Origin of the sequence: Actinosynnema pretiosum, assembly GCF_002354875.1 — a bacterium.
GTDB classification, from domain to species: domain Bacteria; phylum Actinomycetota; class Actinomycetes; order Mycobacteriales; family Pseudonocardiaceae; genus Actinosynnema; species Actinosynnema auranticum.
Genome location: NZ_CP023445.1, coordinates 649,156 through 670,309, shown reverse-complemented (window position 1 = coordinate 670,309; position 21,154 = coordinate 649,156). Strand labels below are relative to the sequence as shown.

18 protein-coding genes and 1 pseudogene are annotated in these 21,154 nt (G+C 73.0%); 7 read left to right on the top strand and 12 right to left on the bottom strand.

What is annotated here, in order from left to right; genetic code table 11:
- Nucleotides 1–2: 2 nt before the first annotated feature.
- Together glp and CNX65_RS03115 are read right to left on the bottom strand one after the other, a co-directional pair.
- Nucleotides 3–1,226 (bottom strand): molybdotransferase-like divisome protein Glp, encoded by a 1,224-nt coding sequence (glp, locus tag CNX65_RS03120; RefSeq protein WP_096491420.1) that lies wholly within the window; start codon nt 1,224–1,226, stop codon nt 3–5.
- A 32-nt stretch (nt 1,227–1,258) separates the two neighbouring features.
- Nucleotides 1,259–2,140, bottom strand: a complete 882-nt coding sequence (locus CNX65_RS03115; RefSeq protein WP_096491419.1) for a UTP--glucose-1-phosphate uridylyltransferase — start codon at nt 2,138–2,140, stop codon at nt 1,259–1,261.
- 38 nt (nt 2,141–2,178) lie between these two features.
- Between CNX65_RS03115 and CNX65_RS03110 the strand changes: the two genes are divergently transcribed.
- The 4 genes and pseudogenes from CNX65_RS03110 to mscL form a co-directional block, all read left to right on the top strand.
- Nucleotides 2,179–2,745: a 5-formyltetrahydrofolate cyclo-ligase gene (locus CNX65_RS03110; RefSeq protein WP_096491418.1), complete on the top strand. Its 567-nt coding sequence runs from the start codon at nt 2,179–2,181 to the stop codon at nt 2,743–2,745.
- Nucleotides 2,746–2,846: 101 nt separating this feature from the next.
- Nucleotides 2,847–3,143, top strand: coding sequence for an FmdB family zinc ribbon protein (locus CNX65_RS03105; RefSeq protein ID WP_096491417.1), 297 nt, complete (start codon nt 2,847–2,849; stop codon nt 3,141–3,143).
- Nucleotides 3,144–3,232: 89 nt separating this feature from the next.
- Nucleotides 3,233–3,853, top strand: coding sequence for an SAF domain-containing protein (locus CNX65_RS03100; protein ID WP_096491416.1), 621 nt, complete (start codon nt 3,233–3,235; stop codon nt 3,851–3,853).
- Nucleotides 3,854–4,737: 884 nt separating this feature from the next.
- A pseudogene (gene mscL, locus CNX65_RS03095) lies at nt 4,738–5,130 on the top strand (large conductance mechanosensitive channel protein MscL); the annotation flags it as partial.
- Nucleotides 5,131–6,044: 914 nt separating this feature from the next.
- On the opposite strand, the gene CNX65_RS35925 reads toward mscL, so the two are convergent.
- From CNX65_RS35925 to CNX65_RS03070, 6 genes are all read right to left on the bottom strand, one after another.
- Complete coding sequence (locus tag CNX65_RS35925) at nt 6,045–6,218, bottom strand: hypothetical protein (RefSeq protein ID WP_177154488.1); 174 nt, start codon at nt 6,216–6,218, stop codon at nt 6,045–6,047.
- Complete coding sequence (locus CNX65_RS03090; protein ID WP_012783247.1) at nt 6,215–6,715, bottom strand: MogA/MoaB family molybdenum cofactor biosynthesis protein; 501 nt, start codon at nt 6,713–6,715, stop codon at nt 6,215–6,217. The genes CNX65_RS35925 and CNX65_RS03090 overlap by 4 nt, the downstream gene beginning before the upstream one ends.
- 582 nt (nt 6,716–7,297) lie before the next feature.
- Complete coding sequence (locus CNX65_RS38260; protein ID WP_177154487.1) at nt 7,298–9,232, bottom strand: trypsin-like peptidase domain-containing protein; 1,935 nt, start codon at nt 9,230–9,232, stop codon at nt 7,298–7,300.
- 170 nt (nt 9,233–9,402) lie between these two features.
- Entirely contained in the window at nt 9,403–10,488 is a 1,086-nt protein-coding gene (gene galT, locus CNX65_RS03080) for a galactose-1-phosphate uridylyltransferase (protein ID WP_096491414.1), read from the bottom strand.
- Between the two features lie 5 nt (nt 10,489–10,493).
- Complete coding sequence (locus tag CNX65_RS03075) at nt 10,494–11,294, bottom strand: DeoR/GlpR family DNA-binding transcription regulator (protein WP_096497579.1); 801 nt, start codon at nt 11,292–11,294, stop codon at nt 10,494–10,496.
- A gap of 2 nt (nt 11,295–11,296) precedes the next feature.
- Entirely contained in the window at nt 11,297–13,330 is a 2,034-nt protein-coding gene (locus CNX65_RS03070; RefSeq protein ID WP_096491413.1) for a beta-galactosidase, read from the bottom strand.
- 282 nt (nt 13,331–13,612) lie between these two features.
- On the opposite strand from CNX65_RS03070, the gene CNX65_RS03065 reads away from it, so the two are divergent.
- Genes CNX65_RS03065 through CNX65_RS03055 form a run of 3 tightly spaced genes read left to right on the top strand, consistent with a single transcriptional unit; the run spans nt 13,613 to nt 16,634 of the window.
- A complete protein-coding gene (locus CNX65_RS03065; protein WP_232519683.1) occupies nt 13,613–14,863 on the top strand; it encodes an ABC transporter substrate-binding protein in 1,251 nt (416 codons plus the stop codon).
- Nucleotides 14,860–15,777 (top strand): carbohydrate ABC transporter permease, encoded by a 918-nt coding sequence (locus CNX65_RS03060; RefSeq protein ID WP_096491411.1) that lies wholly within the window; start codon nt 14,860–14,862, stop codon nt 15,775–15,777. Before CNX65_RS03065 ends, CNX65_RS03060 begins: the two co-directional genes overlap by 4 nt.
- Nucleotides 15,774–16,634 (top strand): carbohydrate ABC transporter permease, encoded by an 861-nt coding sequence (locus CNX65_RS03055; RefSeq protein ID WP_096491410.1) that lies wholly within the window; start codon nt 15,774–15,776, stop codon nt 16,632–16,634. The genes CNX65_RS03060 and CNX65_RS03055 overlap by 4 nt, the downstream gene beginning before the upstream one ends.
- 25 nt (nt 16,635–16,659) lie before the next feature.
- Here CNX65_RS03055 and CNX65_RS03050 read toward each other — a convergent pair whose 3' ends face one another.
- From CNX65_RS03050 to CNX65_RS03035, 4 genes are all read right to left on the bottom strand, one after another.
- Entirely contained in the window at nt 16,660–17,628 is a 969-nt protein-coding gene (locus CNX65_RS03050) for a hypothetical protein (RefSeq protein ID WP_096491409.1), read from the bottom strand.
- A gap of 153 nt (nt 17,629–17,781) precedes the next feature.
- A complete protein-coding gene (locus tag CNX65_RS03045) occupies nt 17,782–19,212 on the bottom strand; it encodes a sensor histidine kinase (RefSeq protein ID WP_096491408.1) in 1,431 nt (476 codons plus the stop codon).
- Complete coding sequence (locus CNX65_RS03040; protein ID WP_096491407.1) at nt 19,209–19,895, bottom strand: response regulator transcription factor; 687 nt, start codon at nt 19,893–19,895, stop codon at nt 19,209–19,211. The genes CNX65_RS03045 and CNX65_RS03040 overlap by 4 nt, the downstream gene beginning before the upstream one ends.
- Nucleotides 19,896–19,986: 91 nt before the next feature.
- Nucleotides 19,987–21,123, bottom strand: coding sequence for a GNAT family N-acetyltransferase (locus CNX65_RS03035; RefSeq protein ID WP_096491406.1), 1,137 nt, complete (start codon nt 21,121–21,123; stop codon nt 19,987–19,989).
- Nucleotides 21,124–21,154: the final 31 nt, after the last annotated feature.

Sequence of the window (21,154 nt, the reverse complement as noted above, 5' to 3'; positions counted from 1 at the left end):
CCCTACCCCTTCTGGGCGATGAAGCTGACCAGCACCTCTTCGCCGACGGCGACGTCGGTGACGTCCTCGTCCACCATGACCAGGCAGTTCGCCTCGGCGAGCGAGGCGAGCAGGTGCGCCCCGGACTGCCCGAGCGGCTGGACCAGGAACTCGCCGGTCTGCTCGTCCCGCAGCAGCTGCGCGCGCAGGAAGCCGCGCCGCCCCTTGGTGGACGACAGCGGCGACAGCAGCCGGGCGCTCACCGCGCGCCGGTACGGGTTCCGCTTGCCCAGCGCCGCCCTGATCAGCGGCCGGACCAGCACCTCGAACACCACGAGGGCGCTCATCGGGTTGGCGGGCAGCAGGAACGTGGGCACCGCGTCGGGCCCGAGCCTGCCGAAGCCCTGCACCGAACCGGGGTGCATGGCGACCCGCGTGATGTCCACGTCGCCCAGGTCCGCGAGCGCGGCCCTGACCTCGTCGCCGATGGCCCCGCCGACCCCGCCCGCCACCACGACCACCTCGGACAGCAGGAGCCTGCCCTCGACGACCTCGCGGAGCCTGCGCGGGTCGGCCGACTGGATGCCGACCCGGCTGACCTCGGCCCCGGCGTCGCGGGCCGCCGCCGCGAGCGCGTAGGAGTTGACGTCGTAGACCTGTCCCTGGCCGGGGGTGCGGTCGACGTCCACCAGCTCCTCGCCGACGGAGATGACCGACACCCGTGGCCGGGGGTGGACGAGCACCTTGTTCCGCCCGACCGCGGCCAGCAGGCCGACCTGGGCGGCGCCGATGGTCGTGCCCCGGCGGACGGCGACGTCCCCGGTCTGCACGTCCTCGCCGGTGCGGCGCACGAACGCCGCCGACGGGACGGGCCGCTGGACCGTCACCTTGGCCGCGTGGCCGTCGGTGAAGCCCAGCGGGACCACGGCGTCGGCCAGCGTCGGCAGCGGTGCGCCGGTCGCCACCCGGACCGCCTGCCCCGGCTGCAGCCGTCTCGGCTGGCGCGACCCCGCGGTGATCTCGCCGACCACCGGGAGCGTCACCGGTTCCTCACCCGCGCCCTGCACGTCCACGCTGCGCACCGCGTAGCCGTCCACCGCCGCCTGGTCGAAACCGGGCAGGGCGCGCTCGGCGACGACCTCCTCGGCGCAGAGGAGCCCCTGCGACTCGGAGATCGCCACGCGCACCGGGGCGGGCCGCACGGCGGCGGCGATGACCCTGGCGAGCTGCTCGTCCACTGACCTCATGTGCTCATACCTCGTTCATGCTCATACCTCGTTCAGGAGTTGCCGAGGCGACCCCGCAACCACTCACCGAGCTCGGGCCCGTAGTCCGGGTGCTCCAACGCGAAGTCAACCGCAGCCTTGAGGAAACCTCCCGGATTGCCCAGGTCGTGTCGCCCACCGCGGTGGACCACGACGTGCACCGGGTGGCCCTCGGAGATCAGCAGCGCGATGGCGTCGGTGAGCTGGAGCTCGCCGCCCGCGCCGGGGGTGATCCGCTTGAGGGCGTCGAAGATCGCCCGATCGAGGAGGTAGCGGCCCGCGGCGGCGTAGGTGGACGGAGCGTCCTCGGCCTTGGGCTTCTCGACCATGCCGACGACCTGCTTGACGTCGTCGTCGTCGGTGTCGTTCACGTCGAACACGCCGTACGCGGAGATCTGCTCGCGCGGGATGTCGAACGCGCACAGCACGCTGCCGCCGAAGCGGTCGCGCACGGCGGCCATGCGGGAGAGCACGCCGGTGGGGAGCACCAGGTCGTCGGGCAGCAGCACGGCGACGGCCTCGTCGGCGTCGGTCAGGTTGGCCTCGGCGCAGCCGACGGCGTGGCCGAGCCCGAGGGCCTTCTCCTGGAGCGCGGTCTCCACGTCGAGCAGGGCGGGGGCGCGGCGGACCTTGGCGACCAGGTCGGACTTGCCGCGGCTCTCCAGGGTCTCCTCCAGCTCGGGCTGGGGGCGGAAGTACTGCGCCACCGACTCCTTGCCGGGGGAGGTGACAATGATCAGCTTGGTGGCGCCCGCCTCGGCCGCCTCGGTGGCGACGAGTTCGATGCCGGGGGTGTCGACGACCGGCAGCAGCTCCTTGGGCACGGCCTTGGTGGTCGGGAGGAAGCGGGTGCCCAACCCGGCCGCGGGCACGATTGCTGTCGTGAAGGCGCTCATGCCCAGCGAGCCTAACGGCGTCCTTAGGCTGTCCTGCCATGACGTCCGGTGAACGTGATCGCAAGGACGCGGAGCGCGCACGGCTGCGGGCGGCGCGGCGCGGGGCCGAGCCGGTCCCGATGGTGGCGGAGGTGCTGCTGGCGACCGCCGCGTTCGGGGTTCCGGCCGGTGGGGCGGTGTGCGCGTACCTCGCGGTGCGGGGCGAGCCGGGGTCGGCGGGGATGCTGGAGTCGTTGCGGGGGGCGGGGTTCCGGGTGCTGCTGCCCGTGGTGGCGGGGGTCGGGCCGCTGGAGTGGGCCGAGCACACCGGGGCGCTGCGGGCGGGGCCGTTCGGGCTGAGGGAGCCGGACGGGCCGCTGCTGGGGGTCGGCGCGGTGGCGGGGGCGGCGCTGGTGCTCGTGCCCGCGCTGGCGGTGGACCGGGCCGGGGTGCGGTTGGGGCAGGGCGGCGGGTACTACGACCGGACGCTGCCGCTGGCGCGGGGGCCGGTGGTGGCGGTGGTGCGCGACGAGGAGTTCGTGGAATCGCTGCCCGCGGAGGCTCATGACGTCCGGATGAGTGCCGTACTCACCCCTGGGCGTGGTGTGGTGCGCTTGCCGCTGTGACGTTGACCAGGCATGTTTGCGCGCGGCGCGCCCCTCAGCGCATCATCGTCGTTGGCACTCGTGACGTGGGAGTGCCAATCAGGACTCGTGGAGGGGCGATCGTGCCGACCTACCAGTACGCCTGCACCGAGTGCGACCACCGGTTCGAAGCGGTGCAGTCCTTCTCCGACTCCGCGCTGACCGAGTGCCCCGAGTGCTCCGGCAAGGTGCGCAAGCTCTACGGCGCCGTGGGGGTCGTGTTCAAGGGGAGCGGGTTCTACCGGACCGACAGCCGGGGATCGTCGTCCTCGTCGCCGAAGAGCGAGTCCTCTTCGTCGTCGTCCTCCTCGACGTCCTCGTCCTCGTCGTCGTCCTCCGCGCCGGCACCGTCCTCCTCGAAGACGGCCGCCGCTTCCTGATCCCCCAGTTCTCCACAGGCCCCCGAGTTGTCCACAGCTCGGGGGTCTCGTGCTTCCCACCCCTGGCGCCGCCCTCCTAGCTTCGAGGCATGAACCTCGCCCGAAAGCTGTTCGCGCTGGCACTGGCCCTGCTCGGCCTGGGAGCGCTGCTGTGGCCCGACCCGCCGACGACCACCGTGCTGGTGGCCGCCCACGACCTGCCGCCCGGTGTCGCGCTGGCGCGGGAGGACGTCCGGGCGGTCGAACTGCCGCCGGGGTTGGCGCCGGAGGGGGTGGTCGCGGCGGAGGTCGCGGTGGGCCGCGCCCTGGTGTCGACGGCGCGGGCGGGTGAGCCGCTGACGGACGCGCGGCTGACGGGGGTCGACCCGGAGGCGGCGTCGGTGGCGGTGCGCTTCGACCCGGTGACGGCCGGGCTGCTGCGCACGGGCAGCCGGGTGGACGTGGTCGGCGTGGGCGGGCTGGGTTCGACCGGGCTGGGCTCGACCGGGCTGGATCCGATCGGGCTGAGTCCGCCTGGGCCGGGTTCGACCGGCCTGAGTCCTCCCGGGCTGAGTCCGCCCGGTCCGGAGGCGCGGGTGCTCGCGCGGGACGCGGTGGTGGTGGCGCTGCGGGAGGAGTCCGCGGTCCTGCTGATGCCCCGCGACTTGGCGGCGAGCGTGGCGGCCGAGGCGCTGGGGCAGGAGGTGGGCCTGACGCTGCGCTCGCACTGAGCCGCAGGGCCGCGCTCACGCTGCGTCGCCGCAAGAGCACCGGGACGGCCTCTCAGCCGCGTTCTCCGGCGATCAAGCCGGTCATCCGACCTCCGGGGCCGGAACGGGCTTTCCCGACGACACCGCACGACTCCGCCCCCGCACGCTCCAGGCAGCTGATCACCCAGCGGCCGACCGCTTGGCGGTCGTGCGGGACTGAGGGGCGCTCGGGCCCGGCGGGCGACGCGGCCGGGCGCCTGAAGGCCGTGCGAGTCCGAGGGGCGCTCGGGTCCGGTGGTCACACAGCCGACCGCCTGGCGGCTGTGCGGGACCGAGGGGCCCTCGGGCCCGGCGGGTGACGCGGCTGAGCGCCTGACGGCCGTGCGAGTCCAAGAGGCACTCGGGTCCCGTGGGCGCAGGCCAAGCGCCTGAAGGCCATGCAGGTCCGAGGGGCGCTCGGGCCCAGTTGGCGGGGCGGCCGAGCGCCTGAAGGCCGTGCGAGTCCAAGAGGCGCTCGGGTCCCGTGGGCGCAGGCCAAGCGCCTGAAGGCCATGCAGGTCCGAGGGGCGCTCGGGCCCAGTTGGCGGGGCGGCCGAGCGCCTGGCGGCCGTGCGGGTCCAAGGGGCGCTCGGGTCCCGTGGGCGCAGGCCAAGCGCCTGAAGGCCATGCAGGTCCGAGGGGCGCTCGGGTCAAGTGGGCCGCGCGGCCGAGCGTCCGGCGGTCGTACGGGTTCAAGGGGCGCTCGGGTCCGGCGGTCGCGCGGGTGGCCGGCGGTCGCGCGGGTGGTCGGCGGTCGCGCGGGCGGTCGGTGGTCGTGCGGGCGGGTGGGTCCGGGTGGGTGTGGCGATCAAGGAGTGCGGTTACCCTCCGCTGGCTCTGAGACTTCCCGAGGAGGAGAAGCGGCAGTGATCAAGGGTTTCAAGGACTTCCTGATGCGCGGCAACGTCATCGACCTGGCGGTTGCCGTGGTCATCGGCGCCGCGTTCGGTGCGATCGTCACCGCGTTCACCAACAACCTGATCAACCCGCTGGTCGCGCTGGTCGGCGGCATGGAGAACCCCGTCGGGTTCGCCGTCCAGCTCGGCGCCAGCCCGAAGACGACGATGGACTTCGGCGCGCTGGTCACCGCGGTGATGAACTTCGTGATCATCGCGGCGGTCGTCTACTTCGTGTTCGTGATGCCCATGAACAAGATCAAGGAGAGGAGGGAGCGCGGTCAGGAGGTGGGCCCGTCGGAACCGACCGACGTCGAGCTGCTGAAGGAGATCCGCGACCTGCTGGTGGCCCAGGCGAACCAGGGCAATCTGGGTAACCAGGGCAACCAGGGTGCCCAGCGGACCTCGGCCCAGTCCGGCCCCCATTCCACCCCGCAGCAGTACGCGAACCAGCCGGGCACCGGCCCCAGGCCCGCCCAGCCGCCGCGTCCGAACACCCAGCAGCACCCCCGAGGCTGACGACCACCGGACCGCTTGGCGGCTGGTCGCCCCACCCCGCGAACCGCGGTGCGACGACCAGGGTCACGCGGCGGCGGTAGCCGACCAGCGGCCGGGCTCGTTCAGTGGCGACAGCCGAACAGGGCAAAGCCTGCTCGGCAGCGGTGGCCGAACAGCGGCAAGACCCGCTCGGCGGCGACAACCGAACAGAGCAAGACCCGCTCAGCGGCGGTGGCCGAACAGTGGCAAGACCCGCTCGGCGCGGTGGCGGACCGGTGGCGGTGGTGGACCGGTGGCGTGGTTGGCCAGCGGCGGTGCTGGTTCGGGAGTCGCGCTGGTTCGCCGGTGGTGGTTGTTCTGCGGTGGCGGCTGTCCTGCGGTGGGGACGGCCGTGCCGTGGAACCGGGCGGGTGCGGTGCGACTGCACCGGAGTGGTGGCAGGAGTGGCGGCACTCGTGAGGCGGGTGCTGGCCCGCGCTGGTTGCTGGGCCGCGTGTGGCTGCGCCGGTTGCCGGTTCACCGGCTGCTGCGTCGGTTACCGGGCCGCGTGGCTTTGCTGCGGCTGCGCGGAACGGTGCGCTGCGGTGGTGCGTGCCTTCGACCTGCGGGCGTTCGGTGAACGCCCGCGGTCGAAGGCTGGTGGGCGGGTGGGGCTGGCTGGTCCGGGGCTCCGGCTTGGTCGGCCGGGGGCTCGGGGTGGTGCGGGTTGGGTCAGTCGAGGGTGGTCCGGGGCGGCTGGGGCCTGGGGCAGCCCAGGCTTGGGTCAGCCTGGGCTTGGGTCAGCCGCCGTGGTGCGGGGGGCGGTTCTCCTCGTACCAGCTGTCCGGTCTTCCCTGCGCCCTCGGTTCGTCCGGGGTTTCCGGGAGGACGTCGCCGAAGACCTCGGCCAGCCTCCTTCGCCTGGCCTCGGCCTCGGCCGGGGTCAGGGGGGTGGGCTGGTCCGGGGTGCTCATGCCTCGTCCAGGCCCGAGATCTGCTCGATGACGTACGGCACCAGCGACGACAGGGTCGCCATGCCGTCGCGGACCGCCGAGCGGGAGCCCGCCAGGTTCACGACCAGGGTGCTGCCGGAGATCCCGACCAGGCCCCTGGAGATGCCCGCGTCCACCGCGCCCGCCGCGAGGCCCGACGCGCGGAGCGCCTCGGCGATGCCCGCGATCGGGCGGTCCAGCACACCCTGGGTGGCGTCCGGGGTCACGTCCCTGGGGGACACGCCCGTGCCTCCCACGGTGACCACCAGGTCGACGCCACCGATGACCGCCGTGTTCAGCGCGGCGCGGATGTCGACCACCTCGCCCTCCACCGCGACTGTGCCGTCGACGATGAACCCCGCCTCTTCCAGCAGCTCGGTGACCAGGGGGCCCGTGCTGTCCTCGTGCTCACCGTGTGCCACCCGGTCGTCCACGATCACGACCAGGGCGCGTCCCAGGCGCTGCGCGCTGCGTTCCATGCGAGTCACCGTAACCAATGGGGAATCCGGAGGTGCGATGACACCTTGCTGTCCGTGGCGGACCAGCTCGCGGCGATCACTGGATCGGGCTACCCGGAGGTGCGCGCTCTGCTCGGACATCGACCGTCCCGTGGTGATGGTGATGGTGATGGTGATGGGGCTGGGGCTGGGGCTGGGGCTGGGGCTGGTGCTGCGGTGGGGGTCCTGCTGACGTGAGCCGGGAAGTGGACGAGGCCGCGCTCCTGCGGGACGAGGGCGTGTCCCGGTTGGAGCGCGGCCTCTGGGCCGACTCGGAGGCGCGTGAGTCGGGAGCCTGAACCCGGTGGAGCTGTGCCCGGTGGAGCCGAACCCGGTTGGGCTGAGCCCGGTGGAGATGGACTCCGTTGGGCTGTGGCCGGTGGAGCTGAGCCGGTTGGGCTGAGCCCGGTTGGTCGGGCCGCTACCGGTGAGCCCGGTCGGGCCGGGTGGGCGTGCCGACCGGCTCGGTAGGGGGAACCGGGCCGGTCGGCCGTTCTGGGGGTGGGGCCTGCGCGGGTGGGCGGATCGGGCAGGCCCGCCTGGGGGGCGGGGCGCCGGGGCCGGTCAGTTGACCGGGGCCTCCTGGCTGCCCAGGGTGACCTCCACCGTGCGGCCGTCGGCCAGGGTGAGGGTGACCTTGTCACCGGGGGTGTCCGAGCGGACGGCCGCGACCAGGGCGTCCGAGCTGTCGATGCGGCGGTCGCCGAACTTGGTGACCACGTCGCCCGCCTTCACGCCCGCCTGGCCCGCCGCGCCGCCCTCGGTGACCTCCTGGACCGCCGCGCCGCCCTGCGGGGCGTCGGTGACCTGCACGCCCAGCACGGTCTGGGTGGCCTTACCGGTCTCGCTCAGCTCGGTCGCGGTGCGCCTGGCCTGGTCGATCGGGATGGCGAAGCCGATGCCGACCGAACCGCCCTGCGAGGTCTGGCTGGAGTTCGGGCTGTAGATGGCCGAGTTGATGCCGATCACGCGGCCGTTCATGTCGATCAGCGGCCCGCCGGAGTTGCCGGGGTTGATCGCCGCGTCGGTCTGGACGGCGTTGAGCACCGTGGACTGGCTGCCCGACTCGCCGCCGGCCCGCACTGGGCGGTTCAGCGAGCTGACGATGCCCGAGGTGACCGTGCCGGTGAGGTCGAACGGGGAGCCGACCGCGATCACCTGCTGGCCGATCTTCAGGTCGGAGGAGTTGCCGAGCTCGGCGGTGGGCAGGCCGGAGACGCCGTCCGCCTTGATCACGGCCAGGTCGGACGACGGGTCGCGGCCGACGATCTTGGCGCTGGCCGTCTTGCCGTCCTGGAAGACCACCCGGACGGCGCCGCCCCGCGCGGCCGACTCGACCACGTGGTTGTTCGTGACGACCAGACCGTCGGAGCTGATCACGAAGCCGGACCCGGCGCCGCCGCTGACCTGCACCTGGACCACCGTGGGCAGCACCTTCTGCGCGACGGCCTCCACCGAACCGGCGGGCGCGTCGGCGGTCTGCTGGGCGGGCGGGGCCGCGTTCAGGGCGTTGACCACCGAACCGGAGCCACCCGCGGCCTGGTAGCCCACGTAGCCGCCGACACCACCGGCGACGCCGCCCACCACGAGCACGAGCGCGGCCACGCCTGCGAGGACCTTGCCCCTGCCGCCGGACTTCGCGCGCTGCGGCGGGAGCTGGCCGTCCGCGCCGGGCACCGCGTAGTACGGGCCGGACCCCGGCTGACCGGGGCCGCCCGGCTGACCGGGGCCGCCGGGCTGACCGGGGAACCCGCCCGACGCGGGCGGGCCGTAGGCGGTGCCGGTCGCGCGGTCGGACTGGACGGGCTGGCCGAAGGCGTTCACCTGAACCCCCTGCTCGGTCGACCGGCCGCCCGGCCCCGCGAACGGGCCCGTCTGGGTGGGCTGCTCGCCGAAGGGCCGCTGACCGGGGGTGATCTGCTGAGTGGAACCGCCCTGCGGGACCTGGGACGCGCTGATCTGCTGCGTCACACCGGGCTGCTGGACGTGGCCGGGCTGGGCGGCTGCGGTGAGCGGCTGCCCGGAAGTCTGGGGGGCGCCCCCGGTGGTGGGCCCGGAAGCCGGGTGGGCGGGCGCCCCCTGCACAGCGCCCGGCCACCCGGCGAGGGACTGGGCGCCCTGCACGCCCTGCCCTCCGGTTCCCCGATCGGCGTCGGCCCCCTGCAAAGCCTCCGCCGCACCGGTGGTGTCCGACTCGGCCCTCTCGGGCCGGTCGGTGGCCGCTCCGGCCGGGGCGCCCTGCAGCGCCTCGGACCGGGTGGCCTGGTCCGCCCCGGTCGTGGCGCCCTGCGCGCCAGACCGGTCGGAGTCGTCCAGACCGAGCCGCGTGGTCGGCCGGTCCTGCTGCCCGTCGCGGGCGGAGTGCTCCCGCGCGGAGTCCGGCTGGTGGACATCCCGTTGCCCGCCACCGGCGTGAAGACCGGCCTCGCCGCCGCCGCGCGCCCAGGGACTCTGGTCTGCGGGCTGCTGCGGCTGGTGCTGCGGCTCGTTCTCGGTCATGTCCACAACTCTGGGGTGTGCGCCTGAGAGGAGCCTTAAACGAGTCTGGGCATCACTTGTGAGTCGTTCCGAAGCCCCTTGGGCGGACGGCGGGCCGTCGGCAGAGCGGAAAAACCGCCGGGCCTGCGCTCCGAGGAGCGCAGGCCCGGCGGTCACGGCCCACCCGGCGACTACGCCTGCGCGCGCAGCCGCTCCGCGATCTGCTCCGGCGTCGCGTCGTTGATCCACACGCCGACGCCCGACTCGGACCCGGCCAGGTACTTCAGCTTGTCCGCCGTCCGCAGCACCGAGAACACCTCCATGTGCAGCCAGGAGTGCTCCCGCCCGACCTTCGACGGCGCCTGGTGCCAGCCCGCGATGTACGGCAGCGGCCGGTCGTACAGGCCGTCGAGGCGGCGCAGCACGTCCAGGTACAGGGTGGCGAAGTCGTCGCGCTCGGCGTCGGTCAGCGCGGGCAGGTCCGGCACGTGGCGGTGCGGCACCAGGTGCACCTCGACCGGCCAGCGCGCGGCGGAGGGCACGAACGCGGTCCACGTGGCGTTGCTCGCGACCACGCGGATCTCGGCGGCCTGCTCCGCCGCCAGCACGTCGCCCATCAGGTGACGGCCGTGCTCGGCGTGGTACCGCTCCGCCACCGCGAGCATCTTCTCGGTCTTGGGCGTCACGAACGGGTAGCCGTAGATCTGCCCGTGCGGGTGGTGCAGGGTCACGCCGATCTCTTCACCGCGGTTCTCGAACGGGAAGACCTGCTCGACGCCCGGCAGCCCGCCCAGCACCTCGGTGCGCTCGGCCCACACGTCCACGACGGTGCGCACCCGCCGCGGGGTGAGCTGCCCGAACGAGCTGTTGTGGTCCGAGGTGAAGCACACGACCTCGCACCGCCCGCGCCCCGGCCGCCGCGCGACCATCGGCATCCCGTCGACGGTCTCCGGCAGGTCCGGCGTGTTCTGCGCCAGCGACGGGAACCGGTTCTCGAACACCGCGACGTCGTAGGACGCCTCGGGGATCTCGGTCGGCTTGCCCGGCTCGGTCGGGCACAGCGGGCACAGGTTGGCCGGGGGCTTGTAGGTGCGGGTCTGCCGGTGCGCGGCCATCGCGACCCACTCGCCGGTCAGCGGGTCCCGCCGCACCTCGGACAGCGGCTGCGTCCTCGGCAGGTCCCTCGTGTCGGCCGCGGTGCGCGGGGGCGCGTCGGCCGAGTCGTCGTAGTAGATGATCTCTCGGCCGTCGGCGAGCTCGCCCGCCGTGCGCTTCACGCCAGTCACGCCAGTTCCTCTTCTCCCCGTCCGGGCACGTGCGCCAGGACCAGTTCACCCACCTGCTCGCCGAGCACCGCGACCGCCTCCTCGGGCAGTCCGGCATCGGTGACCAGGACGTCCGCCTCGTCGAGGTCGGCGATGGTGGAGATGCCGACCGTGCCCCACTTGGTGTGGTCGGCCAGCACGACGACCCGACCGGCCGCGTCCACCAGCGCCCGGTCGGTCTCGCTCTCGTTCAGGTTGGGCGTGGTGAACCCGGAGCGCTCGGCCATGCCGTGCACCCCCAGGAACACCACGTCCAGGTGCAGGGAGCGCAGCGCCTGCACCGCGACCGGGCCGACGAGCGCGTCGGACGGGGTGCGCACGCCGCCGGTGAGGACCACCGTGCGGTCGGTGCGCCCGCCCTGCTGGAGCACGTCGGCGACCCGGATGGAGTTGGTGACCACGGTCAGGTCCGGGATGTCCTCCAGGAACCTGGCGAGCGTCCACGTGGTGGTGCCCGCGGACAGCCCGATGGCCGTCCCTGGGCGCACCAGGCCCGCCGCGCGCGCGGCGATGGCCTCCTTCTCGGGGAGCTGCCGCACCGACTTGGCCTCGAAGCCGGGCTCGTCGGTGCTGCGCACGACCACCGTGGTGGCCCCGCCGTAGACCTTCTCCAGGAGCCCGCGCGACGCGAGCACGTCCAGGTCGCGGCGCACCGTCATGTCGGACACGCCGAGCCGGACCACGAGGTCGCTGACCCGGACGGCGCCGGTGCGGCGCACCTCCTCCAGGATCACCGCCTGCCTCTGCCGCGCGAGCACGGTCACTCCCCTTCTGCGACGGCCGGTTCCCCGGCGGCGGCTTCCCTGACCACGACCACGCCGCCCGCCGGGACGGTGAGCGTCCCGCCGACGTCGTCGCCGGACAGCAGCTCCACGCCGCGCGCGGGCACCAGGGCGGGCTCGCCGCCGTGGTTGATCGCGACCAGCCACGAGCCGCCGTCGCCGCGCCTGCGCACGACCTCGACGCCCGCCGAACCGGCGCCGACGTCCGCGCCGCCGCCCTGGTCGGTCACCAGGACCCGCTCGACGCCCGCGTCCGCCACCACGGAGCACACCAGGGTCTCCAGCGCCGCGCCGCGCAGACCGCACCCGAGGTACCAGGCGTTGCCGTTGCGGGTGACGGCCGGTTCACCCGCGAGGGGGCCGTCGGCGTAGCGGGAGAGCACCTCGGCGCCCTCGGAGCGCAGCAGCTCGGTCCACACGGCGACCTCGCCGCCGTCGTCGAGCCGGACGACCTCGCCCGCGCGCAGCGGGTGGAACTCCTCGGTGCGCACGCCGAGCAGCCCGCCGATGAGACCGGGGTAGCCGCCCAGGTGCACGTGGCCGCGCGTGTCGGTGATCGCGGTGAGGTGGGTGACCAGCAGGTGGCCGGTGTAGGAGGTGAGCCACTCGGCGTCGTCGAGCAGGAACAGCGAGGGCACGACGACGGCCTTGTACCCGGACAGGTCCGCGCCGGGGGGCACGAAGTCGACGGTGACGCCGGAGCGCCACAGCGCCCGGTACAGGCCGAAGACGTTCTCCTGGTAGGAGAAGTCGGCGGTGGGGGTGGCCTCCTGGCCGAGGGACCAGCGCGAGTGCCAGTCGTAGACGATCGCGACGGAGGCGTCCACGGTGGACCCGAGCAGCTCGTCCAGCTTGGCGTACTCGGCGCCGACGCGGCGCACCTCGCGGTGCACGCGGGTGTCCTCGCCGCCGTGCGGGACCATCGCCGAGTGGAAGCGCTCGGCGCCCGCCTTCGACTGGCGCCACTGGAAGAACAGCGTGCCGTCGGCGCCGCGCGCGACGTGCGAGAAGGAGTTGCGGCGCTGCTCGCCGGGGAGCTTGGCGATGTTGCGGGGCTGCCAGTTCACCGCCGAGGTGGACTGCTCCATGAGCAGCCACGGGCGGCCTCCCGCGAGGCCGCGGGTGAGGTCGGCGGCCATGGCCAGCTCGATGTGCCGGTCGGGGTCCTCGGAGCGGGTGTAGTGGTCGTTGGAGACGAAGTCCATCTCCTTGGCCCACGCCCAGTAGTCCAGGTCGGCGAAGGTCCAGCCGACCATGAAGTTGGTGGTGACGGGCACGCCGGGGGTGACCTCGTGCAGCACGTCCCGCTCGGCCTTGAACAGCTCGAGGAGCGCGTCGGAGGCGAAGCGGTTGAAGTCGAGCAGCTGGCCGGGGTTGCCGAACGTGGGGGTCACGCGGGGCGGCACGACCTGCTCCCACGCGCTGTAGCGCTGGGACCAGAACAGGGTGCCCCAGGCCTCGTTGAGGCCGTCGAGGTCGCCGTAGCGCTCGCGCAGCCAGGTGCGGAACGCCTCGGCGCAGTTGTCGCAGTAGCAGCGCGGGACGTGGCAGCCGTACTCGTTGCCGACGTGCCAGGCGGACAGCGCGGGGTGGTCGCGGTAGCGCTCGGCCAGCGCGCGGGCCAGCGCGACGGCGCGGGTGCGGTAGACCTCGGAGGTGGGGCAGTAGGCCTGGCGGGAGCCGTGGGTGAGGCGGACGCCGTCCTCGCGGACCGGGCGGACCTCGGGGTGGTCGGTGGTCATCCAGGGCGGGGGCGCGGCGGTGGCGGTGGCCAGGTCGACCCGGATCCCGCCCTCGGCGAGGCGGTCCATGGCCCGGTCGAGCCAGGCGAAGTCGCGCTCGCCCTCGCGGGGCTCCAGCAGCGCCCAGGAGAAGATCCCGAGGCTCACGAGGTTCACGCCGGACGCGCGCATCAGCTCGACGTCGGCGTCCCAGACCTCCTCGGGCCACTGCTCAGGGTTGTAGTCGGCGCCCCAGGCGAGGCCCGGCAGTCCGGTCGGCCAGCTCGTCATGGCGCAAGAGTGAACCACAAACTCAACACAGTCAAACAGTAACGCCCGTCTGACACTGTTTGGCGGTACACGTCACCCGACCCGCTGGTATGCGCGGCAGGAGGGTTCGGACTAGCGCGTTAACGGGCCGGTAACGGCCATTGACGTTCCCTGTGACAGGCGACACATTATGCGCAACTTTGTTGGATTCGCGTTCGGTTGGTTCAGCGTTGCGTCAACCCGACAGGAGCGATCATGTCCACGCCCACGCCCCAGCGGTCCCCCCGATTAGGCCGTCGCGCCGTGCTGCGCGCGCTCGCGCTCGGAGCGGGGGTGAGCGCGGCGCCCGGACTCGTCGGGTGCGGCGGCGACCCCGGCGGCGCGTCGGCGGACGTCGTGACGTTCGGCAACAACCAGTCCGACCCGGTGCCGAAGGACGCGATCACGGCGGTGCTGAGGTCGTTCGAGGGCTCCTCCGGGCTGAGCGTGCGGATCAACACCAAGCAGCACGAGCAGTACCAGGAGCAGATCAACAACTACCTGCAGGGGCGGCCGGACGACGTGCTGTCCTGGTTCTCCGGCTACCGCATGAGGTTCTTCGCCGAGCAGGGCCTCACCGGCGACCTGTCGGACGTGTGGGCGAAGGTCGGCTCCGGCTTCTCCCCCGCCGTCAAAGAGGCCGCGACGGCGGCGGACGGCAAGCAGCACCTGGTGCCGTTCACCCAGTACCCGTGGGGGATGTTCTACCGGCCGAGCCTGTGGCGGCAGCGCGGGTACACCCCGCCGGGCACGCTGGACGAACTGGTCGCGCTGGCCACCAGGATGAAGGCCGACGGGCTCGCGCCGATCGCGTTCGCGCAGAAGCAGGGCTGGCCCGCGATGGGCACGTTCGACCAGCTGAACTTCCGGATCAACGGCTACCGGTTCCACGTCGACCTGATGGCGGGCAGGGAGGACTGGCGGGGGCCTCGGGTGCGGGAGGTGTTCGACACCTGGAAGCGGCTGCTGCCGTTCCACCAGGAGAACGCGCTCGGCCGCGACTGGCAGGAGGCCGCCCAGTCGCTCCAGCGGGGTGAGGCCGGGATGTACCTGCTCGGCTCGTTCCTGGCCCAGCAGTTCACCGGCGCGGACCGCGACGACCTGGACTTCTTCCCGTTCCCCGAGGTGAACCCCGAGTTCGGCACCGACACCGTCGAGGCGCCCATCGACGGCTTCATGCTCTCCCGCGAGCCCGGCAACCCCGACGGGGCGCGGAAGCTGCTGGAGCACCTGGCGTCGCCGCAGGCGCAGCTGGCCTACCTGAAGGCCGACCCGACGACCGTGGCGACCAGCACCGGGGTCGACGTGAGCGGGTACACCCCGTTGCAGCGCAAGGCGGCCGAGGTGATCGCCTCGGCCGCGCACATCACCCAGTTCCTCGACCGGGACACCGATCCGAGGTTCGCCAGCGACGCGGCGACCAACGGGCTGACCGCGTTCCTGTCCGAGCCCGGTGACGTGGACCCGGTGCTGCGCGGGATGGCGGAGCAGGCCAAGACCATCTTCTCCGAGTGAGACCGCCGGTGGGCAAGGCGAAGCGCGCCACGTCGCCGACGCGCGGCGAGCGGGTGGCGCTGGCGCTGATGATCGGCGTGCCCGCGCTGCTGCACGTGGCGCTGGTGTGGGCGCCCGCGCTCGGGTCGGTCGGGCTGTCGTTCACCTCGTGGAACGGCATCGGCGGGGTCGAGGACCTGGAGTGGGTGGGGGCGCGCAACTACGTCGACATCCTCACCTCGTACCCGAGGTTCTGGCCCGCCGTGCGCAACAACCTGGTGTGGCTGGTGTTCCTGGTGCTCGTGCCGACCTCGGCCGGGTTGCTGCTGGCCGTGCTGCTGGACCGGAGGCTGCGGTTCGGGCGGGTGTACCAGAGCGTGCTGTACCTGCCGGTGGTGCTGTCGCTGGCGCTGGTCGGGTTCATCTGGCAGCTGGTGTACCAGCCGGAGCAGGGACTGCTGAACAACCTGCTCGGGACCGCCGACAGCGATCCGGTGAACTGGTTGGGGGACAAGGACGTCAACCTGTGCGCGGTGCTCGTCGCGGCGGCGTGGCGGCACACCGGGTACGTGATGGTGCTGTACCTGGCGGGGCTCAAGGCCGTGGACCCGGCGCTGCGGGAGGCGGCGGCGCTGGACGGGGCGAACGGGTGGCAGGCGTTCACGCGCGTGGTGTTCCCGGTGCTGCGGCCGGTGAACGTGGTGGTGCTGGTGGTGACCGTGGTCGAGGGGCTGCGGGCGTTCGACATCGTCTACGTCGTCAACAAGGGGCGCAACGGGTTGGAGCTGCTGTCGGTGCTGGTGACCGACAACATCATCGGCGAGTCCAGCCGGATCGGGTGGGGGTCGGCGCTGGCGGTGGTGCTGCTGGTGATCTCGCTCGGGTTCATCGCCACCTACCTCGTGCAGGTGTTCCGGCGGGAGGAGTCGGAGTGAGGGGCGTTCGGGCGGGAGCCGTTGCGCTGCACGGTTTTCTGGTGCTGGCGTGCCTGGGCACGATCGCGCCGCTGCTGTGGGCGCTGTACGCGTCGCTGCGCAGCTACGACGACACGGCGCGGAACGGGTACTTCTCGGTCGCCGAGGAGCTGACGCTGGCGAACTACGCGGAGGCGTGGACGCGGGCCGAGCTGCCGCGCTACTACCTGAACACGCTGGTGGTGGCGCTGCCGTCGGTGGTGCTGGTGCTGCTGCTCAGCTCGATGGCGGCGTTCGGCGCGGCCCGGTTGCCGAGGCGGCTGAACCTGGGGCTGCTGATGCTGTTCACCGCCGGGAACCTGCTGCCGCAGCAGGTGGTGGTGACGCCGCTGCACCGGCTGTACCTGCTGACGCCGGTGCCGGGGTGGGTGAGCGACAGCGGGGTGCTGCTGGACTCGCGGCTGGGGTTGGTGCTGATCCACGTGGCGTTCCAGTCGGGGTTCTGCGTGTTCGTGCTGAGCAACTTCATGAAGACCATCCCGCGCGAGATCGGCGAGGCGGCGCGCGTGGACGGGGCGGGGGTGTGGCGGCGCTACTGGCAGGTGGTGCTGCCGCTGTGCAGGCCCGCGCTGGCGGCGCTGGCGACGTTGGAGTTCACCTGGATCTACAACGACTTCCTGTGGGCGCTGGTGCTGATCCAGACCGGCGAGAAGATGCCGGTGACGTCGGCGCTGCAGAACCTGCGGGGGGCGTTCTTCACGGACAACAACCTGGTGGCGGCGGGGGCGCTGCTGGTGGCGCTGCCGACGCTGGTGGTGTTCTTCGTGCTCCAGCGGCAGTTCGTGGGCGGGCTGACGCTGGGGGCGACGAAGGGGTAGTGGTGGGGCCGGGACGGCGAGTGCGTCAGCCGTCCCGGTCGTCCAGCGTGAGGTCGCGGTTCCAGGTGGTCCTGATGAACCTGCCGCCGACGAAGCGACCACCGTCCTCGCCGAAGCCTTGGTCCCGGTAGCGGATGGTGCGCTCGGCCAAGCCTCGCAGCTGCCCGGTTTCCTCGGCTTCTCGCAACTGCTGAAGCAGTGGCCGGGCCAGGCCGACCTCCAAGCCGAGGTTGGCGAAGGTGGCGGTGGCGATGCCGAGCCGCTCACCCGCGTCCCCGAGCTCGATGGCCCGGACGAACGGCAGGTGGTAGGCGAACACGTAGCGATCGCGGTCGATGCTGAGGTCGACCGCGTCTTCGTTCTCCTCCTCCGGGTCGTAAGCCTTCAGGACGAGGCGCTTGCTGGGACGGGGGTGGTGGGCGATGCAGCCGAGGGCCAGCTTCGGCGGATGTCCGTTGATCGATCGGACCGACCGCTTCTGGATCACCAGCTTCCGCGCGGTCTCCCGGTTCAGCTCACCCGAACTGCCCTTCGCCTCGGCGATCACCCAGCCGTCCGGGTTCTCGCCGAAGAGGTCCGGCCGCTTGGGGCCTGCGAAGGAGATCCTGTTCTGGTGCATGTAGCGGTCGACGTGCATCAGATCGCGGACCCCGAGCATTTGCTCGCAGAAGATCGCGGTCATGGCTTGGCCGATGCTGTAGGACAGCGCGCCCTTCTCCGAGGGGTCCAAGGTCGTGGCGAGCTTCGACCTGAGGAGTTCAGCCTGGTCGCCACACCTGAGGTAAGCCGGCACCAAGGCCACGCGGTGCAACCACTCGTACACCGAGGCGCTGCCGTGGGACCACCGGTCCCCTGGCGCCCGCCCGGTGGTGAAGAGCACGTCCGCCAGAGCGTTGGCGCTGAAGACCAGCTCTCCCGAGTTCCGCACCACGTCCGGCGGGAAGTGCCATGCGCGGTAGGGGACACGCAGCTCCGGCGAGGCGCTGCCGAACACGCGGACTCCCGATGGTCGGACGGAGGGTGTGCAGGACCGCAGCCCGGCTCGGACCAGAAAAGTCCGCACTTCAGCGGTCTCATCCACATCGGCGGAAGAGCAGCGGGGCGGCGTCGGGTCGTTCCCGGCGCCGCCCCGTTCCTCGTGGTCGTCTCAGACCCCCGCGTACCCCATGCCGTTGGTGGCGGGCGCCAGCGCAGGCCGTCCCGGCAGGTGCAGGGTGAACAGCGCGCCGCCCTCCGGGGCTCGCCCCGCGTAGACCGCGCCACCGTGGCGTTCCGCCGCCTGCTTCACGATCGCCAGCCCCAGCCCCGACCCCGGCAGGGTGCGGGCCTCGGAGGAGCGGTAGAAGCGCTCGAACACGTGCGGCAGGTCCGCTTCCGCGACGCCGTGGCCCGAGTCCGCCACCTCGACGACCGCCGCGCCCTCCGCGACCTGCCGCAGCCTCAGCCGCACCACGCCGCCCTCGGTGTTGTCCTGGCTGAACTTCACCGCGTTGTCCAGCAGGTTCAGCACCGCCCGCTCCAGCGCGTTCGAGTCGCCCAGCAGCGACCACGGCTCCAGGCTCACGTCGAACGCCACGTCGGCGGGCGCGCGCCTGCGGGCGCGGTCCAGCGCGCGCTCGACCACCTCGACCAGGTCGACCGGCTCGTGCACGACCTGCGGCGCGTCCTCGCGGGCCAGCTCGACCAGGTCGCCGATCAGCGTGGTCAGCTCGTCCAGCTGGGCCCGCACGTCGTCGTTGATCTCCGCCTTGTCCTCGTCGGACAGCGTCGGCGACCCCGGCCGCTCGGACGCCAGCAGCAGCTCCAGGTTGGTGCGCATGGACGTCAGCGGCGTGCGCAGCTCGTGGCCGGCGTCCGCGACGAGCCTGCGCTGCCGCTCCTGCGACTCGGCCAGCGCCCCCAGCATCGCGTTGAACCGCTGGGTGAGCCTGGCCAGCTCGTCGTCGCCGGACACCGGGATCGGCCGCAGGTCGCCGGTCAGCGCGACCCGCTCGGTGGCCTCGGTGAGCCGCTGCACGGGCCGCAGGCCGGTGCGCGCCACCGCAGTCCCCGCCGCCGCCGCCGCGACCACGCCCAGGCCGCCGATCACGAACAGCACCAGGCTCAGCTTGCCCAGCGTGGTGTTCAGCGGCTTGATCGACTGGGCGAGGACCATCGCCTCGCCGTCGCCGTACGGCACCGTCAGCACCCGGTACTCGGTGCGCTTGTCGGTCCAGATGTGCTCCAGCAGCTCGCCGTTCGCCACCGCCAGGTCGTCCGAGTTGGTCGGCGGGGCGGTGGTGAACTTCGGGTACAGGATGCGCCCGGCCGAGTCCAGCTTGCCGATCTTGATGTCGCCGGCGGCGAGGAACGCGCCGGGCATCTCGCTGACCGTGTCGTTGACCCTGGGCGCGTTCACCGCCGCCTGCGCGCGCTGGCGCAGGTTCTCGTCGAACGAGGTGATCATGTTGTCGCGCACCGTCATGTACACGCTCAGCGACACCACGGCGACCGCGCCCGCCACGCACAGCGCGGCGAGCAGGGTCACGCGCGCGTGCAGCGAGGCGCGCTGGAACCGGGTGCCGCCGGGGGCGGTCACGGGGGCGTCTCCCTGAGCACGTAGCCGACGCCGCGCACCGTGTGCAGCAGCCGGGGCTCGCCGCCCGCCTCGGTCTTGCGCCGCAGGTAGCCGACGTACACCTCCAGCGCGTTCCCGGAGGTGGGGAAGTCGTAGCCCCACACGTCCTCCAGGATGCGGCCCCTGGTGAGCACCTGCTTGGGGTGCGCCAGGAACAGCTCCAGCAGCGCGAACTCGGTGCGGGTGAGGCTGATGGGCCGCTCGCCCCTGCGGACGTCCCTGGTGCCGGGGTCCAGCTCCAGGTCGGCGAAGCGCAGCAGGTTGGCGGTCTCCTCCACGTCGGTGGCGGTGCGCCGCAGCAGGGCGCGCAACCTGGCCAGCAGCTCCTCCAGCGCGAACGGCTTCGGCAGGTAGTCGTCGGCCCCCGCGTCCAGACCGGAGACCCGGTCGCTCACCGCGTCCCGCGCGGTGAGCACGAGTATGGGCAGGTCGTCGCCCGTGCTGCGCAACCTCCGGCAGACCTCCAGGCCGTCGAGCCTGGGCATCATCACGTCCAGGACCATGGCGTCCGGGCGCTGCGACAGGACCGACTCCAGTGCCTGCTGGCCGTCACCGGCGAGGTCCACCTGGTAGCCGTTGAACTGCAGTGAGCGGCGGAGCGACTCACGCACGGCCCTGTCGTCGTCGACAACGAGGATGCGCATGTCGTCAGTCTCGCCGCTGGTCCTGAGAGCCGCCTGAGAAGCGGGTGTGAGGAGACCGTCAAGTTCCGCGGGCCGGGGGGCGGCCGATCGGTCAGAAGTAGTCGCCGAGCCTGGGCACGCCGGTCGACGCGGTGAGCCGGTCGAGCAGGGCCGCGTCCCCGTCGAGCAGGCCGGCGCGGCGCAGGGCGTGGGTGTTCTGGAAGCCGCTGAACCACGGCCCGAGCGCCCGCGCCCGCAGCCGCACCTCGCCGCTGCCGCCGGGCTCGACCCCGACCTGCCCGTCCTCCACCACGATCCGGCGCCGCCCGGCGTGCCAGGGGGCGACCGGGTCGGTGATGTCCAGGTCCACGGCGGCGGAGCGCAGCCCGGCCGCGGCGGGCCAGCCGCGCGCGGCCACGGCGGCGGGCAGGTCGACCACGCGCATCAGCCAGGCGCGGGTGGTGACGGCGTGCTTGATCGCCTGGTCGGTGAGCAGGCCGGTGGTGGCCGGGTCGAGCACGCGCAGGTCGAACGCGGGCAGCAGCCCGCCCCAGCTGGCCAGCTCGCCCAGCAGCCCGAGCTGGGTGTCGAGGTCGCGGGCGACGAGGTCGAGCACGCGCAGCCCGTCGCCGTCCCGGTCGGCGCGCAGGTAGCCGCGCACCTCGCCGTCGTGGCCGGGCACGACGGACACCACGGGGTGGTCCAGCGCCCGCACCGGGTCGAACGCGGGCGCGGAGCGGTCGAGCATCCCGTCCACGGTGGACGCGAGGTCGGTGTAGCAGGCGTGCACGGCGGGCGCGTCCTCCGGCCGGGCGGCGCGGGAGAGCGGCCTGCCGCCCGCGGGGAGCTGGCCGGGGGTGAGGCTGATCCACTCGTGCACGCCGGAGCGCTCCCAGCCGCACGAGCGGTACAGCCCCGGCACGGTGGCGTAGAGCAGCGACAGGGCCTGCCCGCGCTCGCGCATGTCCTCGACGGCGCGGGTGAGCAGCGCGGTCGCCACGCCCCGGCCGCGCGCGTGCGGGTCGACCGCGACCCCGCCGATCCCCCCTGCGGGCACGGTGCGGCCACCCCAGAACTGGTGGTGCCGCCACACGCCGAGGGTGCCGACGAGGCGGCCGTCGACCTCGGCGACCAGCGCGTCCTGCCCCGGCGGGAGCACCGGGCCGGCGGGCCTCGCGGAGCCGAACGCCACGGCCCGCAGCCCCGCGGCGACCTCGACGTCGGCCTGCTCGGTGGTCCTGATCAGCACCTGGCACCCCCTCCACGAGCGGCGCCGGGTC

Excerpts from the sequence above, each read along its gene's own strand:
- CNX65_RS35925 (WP_177154488.1), bottom strand. The coding sequence starts at position 6,218 with ATGAGCACCCCGGACCAGCCCACCCCCCTGACCCCGGCCGAGGCCGAG.
- CNX65_RS38260 (WP_177154487.1), bottom strand. The coding sequence starts at position 9,232 with ATGACCGAGAACGAGCCGCAGCACCAGCCGCAGCAGCCCGCAGACCAG.
- glp (WP_096491420.1), bottom strand. The coding sequence starts at position 1,226 with ATGAGGTCAGTGGACGAGCAGCTCGCCAGGGTCATCGCCGCCGCCGTG.
- CNX65_RS03070 (WP_096491413.1), bottom strand. The coding sequence starts at position 13,330 with ATGACGAGCTGGCCGACCGGACTGCCGGGCCTCGCCTGGGGCGCCGAC.
- CNX65_RS03115 (WP_096491419.1), bottom strand. The coding sequence starts at position 2,140 with ATGAGCGCCTTCACGACAGCAATCGTGCCCGCGGCCGGGTTGGGCACC.
- CNX65_RS03110 (WP_096491418.1), top strand. The coding sequence starts at position 2,179 with ATGACGTCCGGTGAACGTGATCGCAAGGACGCGGAGCGCGCACGGCTG.
- CNX65_RS03090 (WP_012783247.1), bottom strand. The coding sequence starts at position 6,715 with ATGGAACGCAGCGCGCAGCGCCTGGGACGCGCCCTGGTCGTGATCGTG.
- CNX65_RS03100 (WP_096491416.1), top strand. The coding sequence starts at position 3,233 with ATGAACCTCGCCCGAAAGCTGTTCGCGCTGGCACTGGCCCTGCTCGGC.
- CNX65_RS03040 (WP_096491407.1), bottom strand. The coding sequence starts at position 19,895 with ATGCGCATCCTCGTTGTCGACGACGACAGGGCCGTGCGTGAGTCGCTC.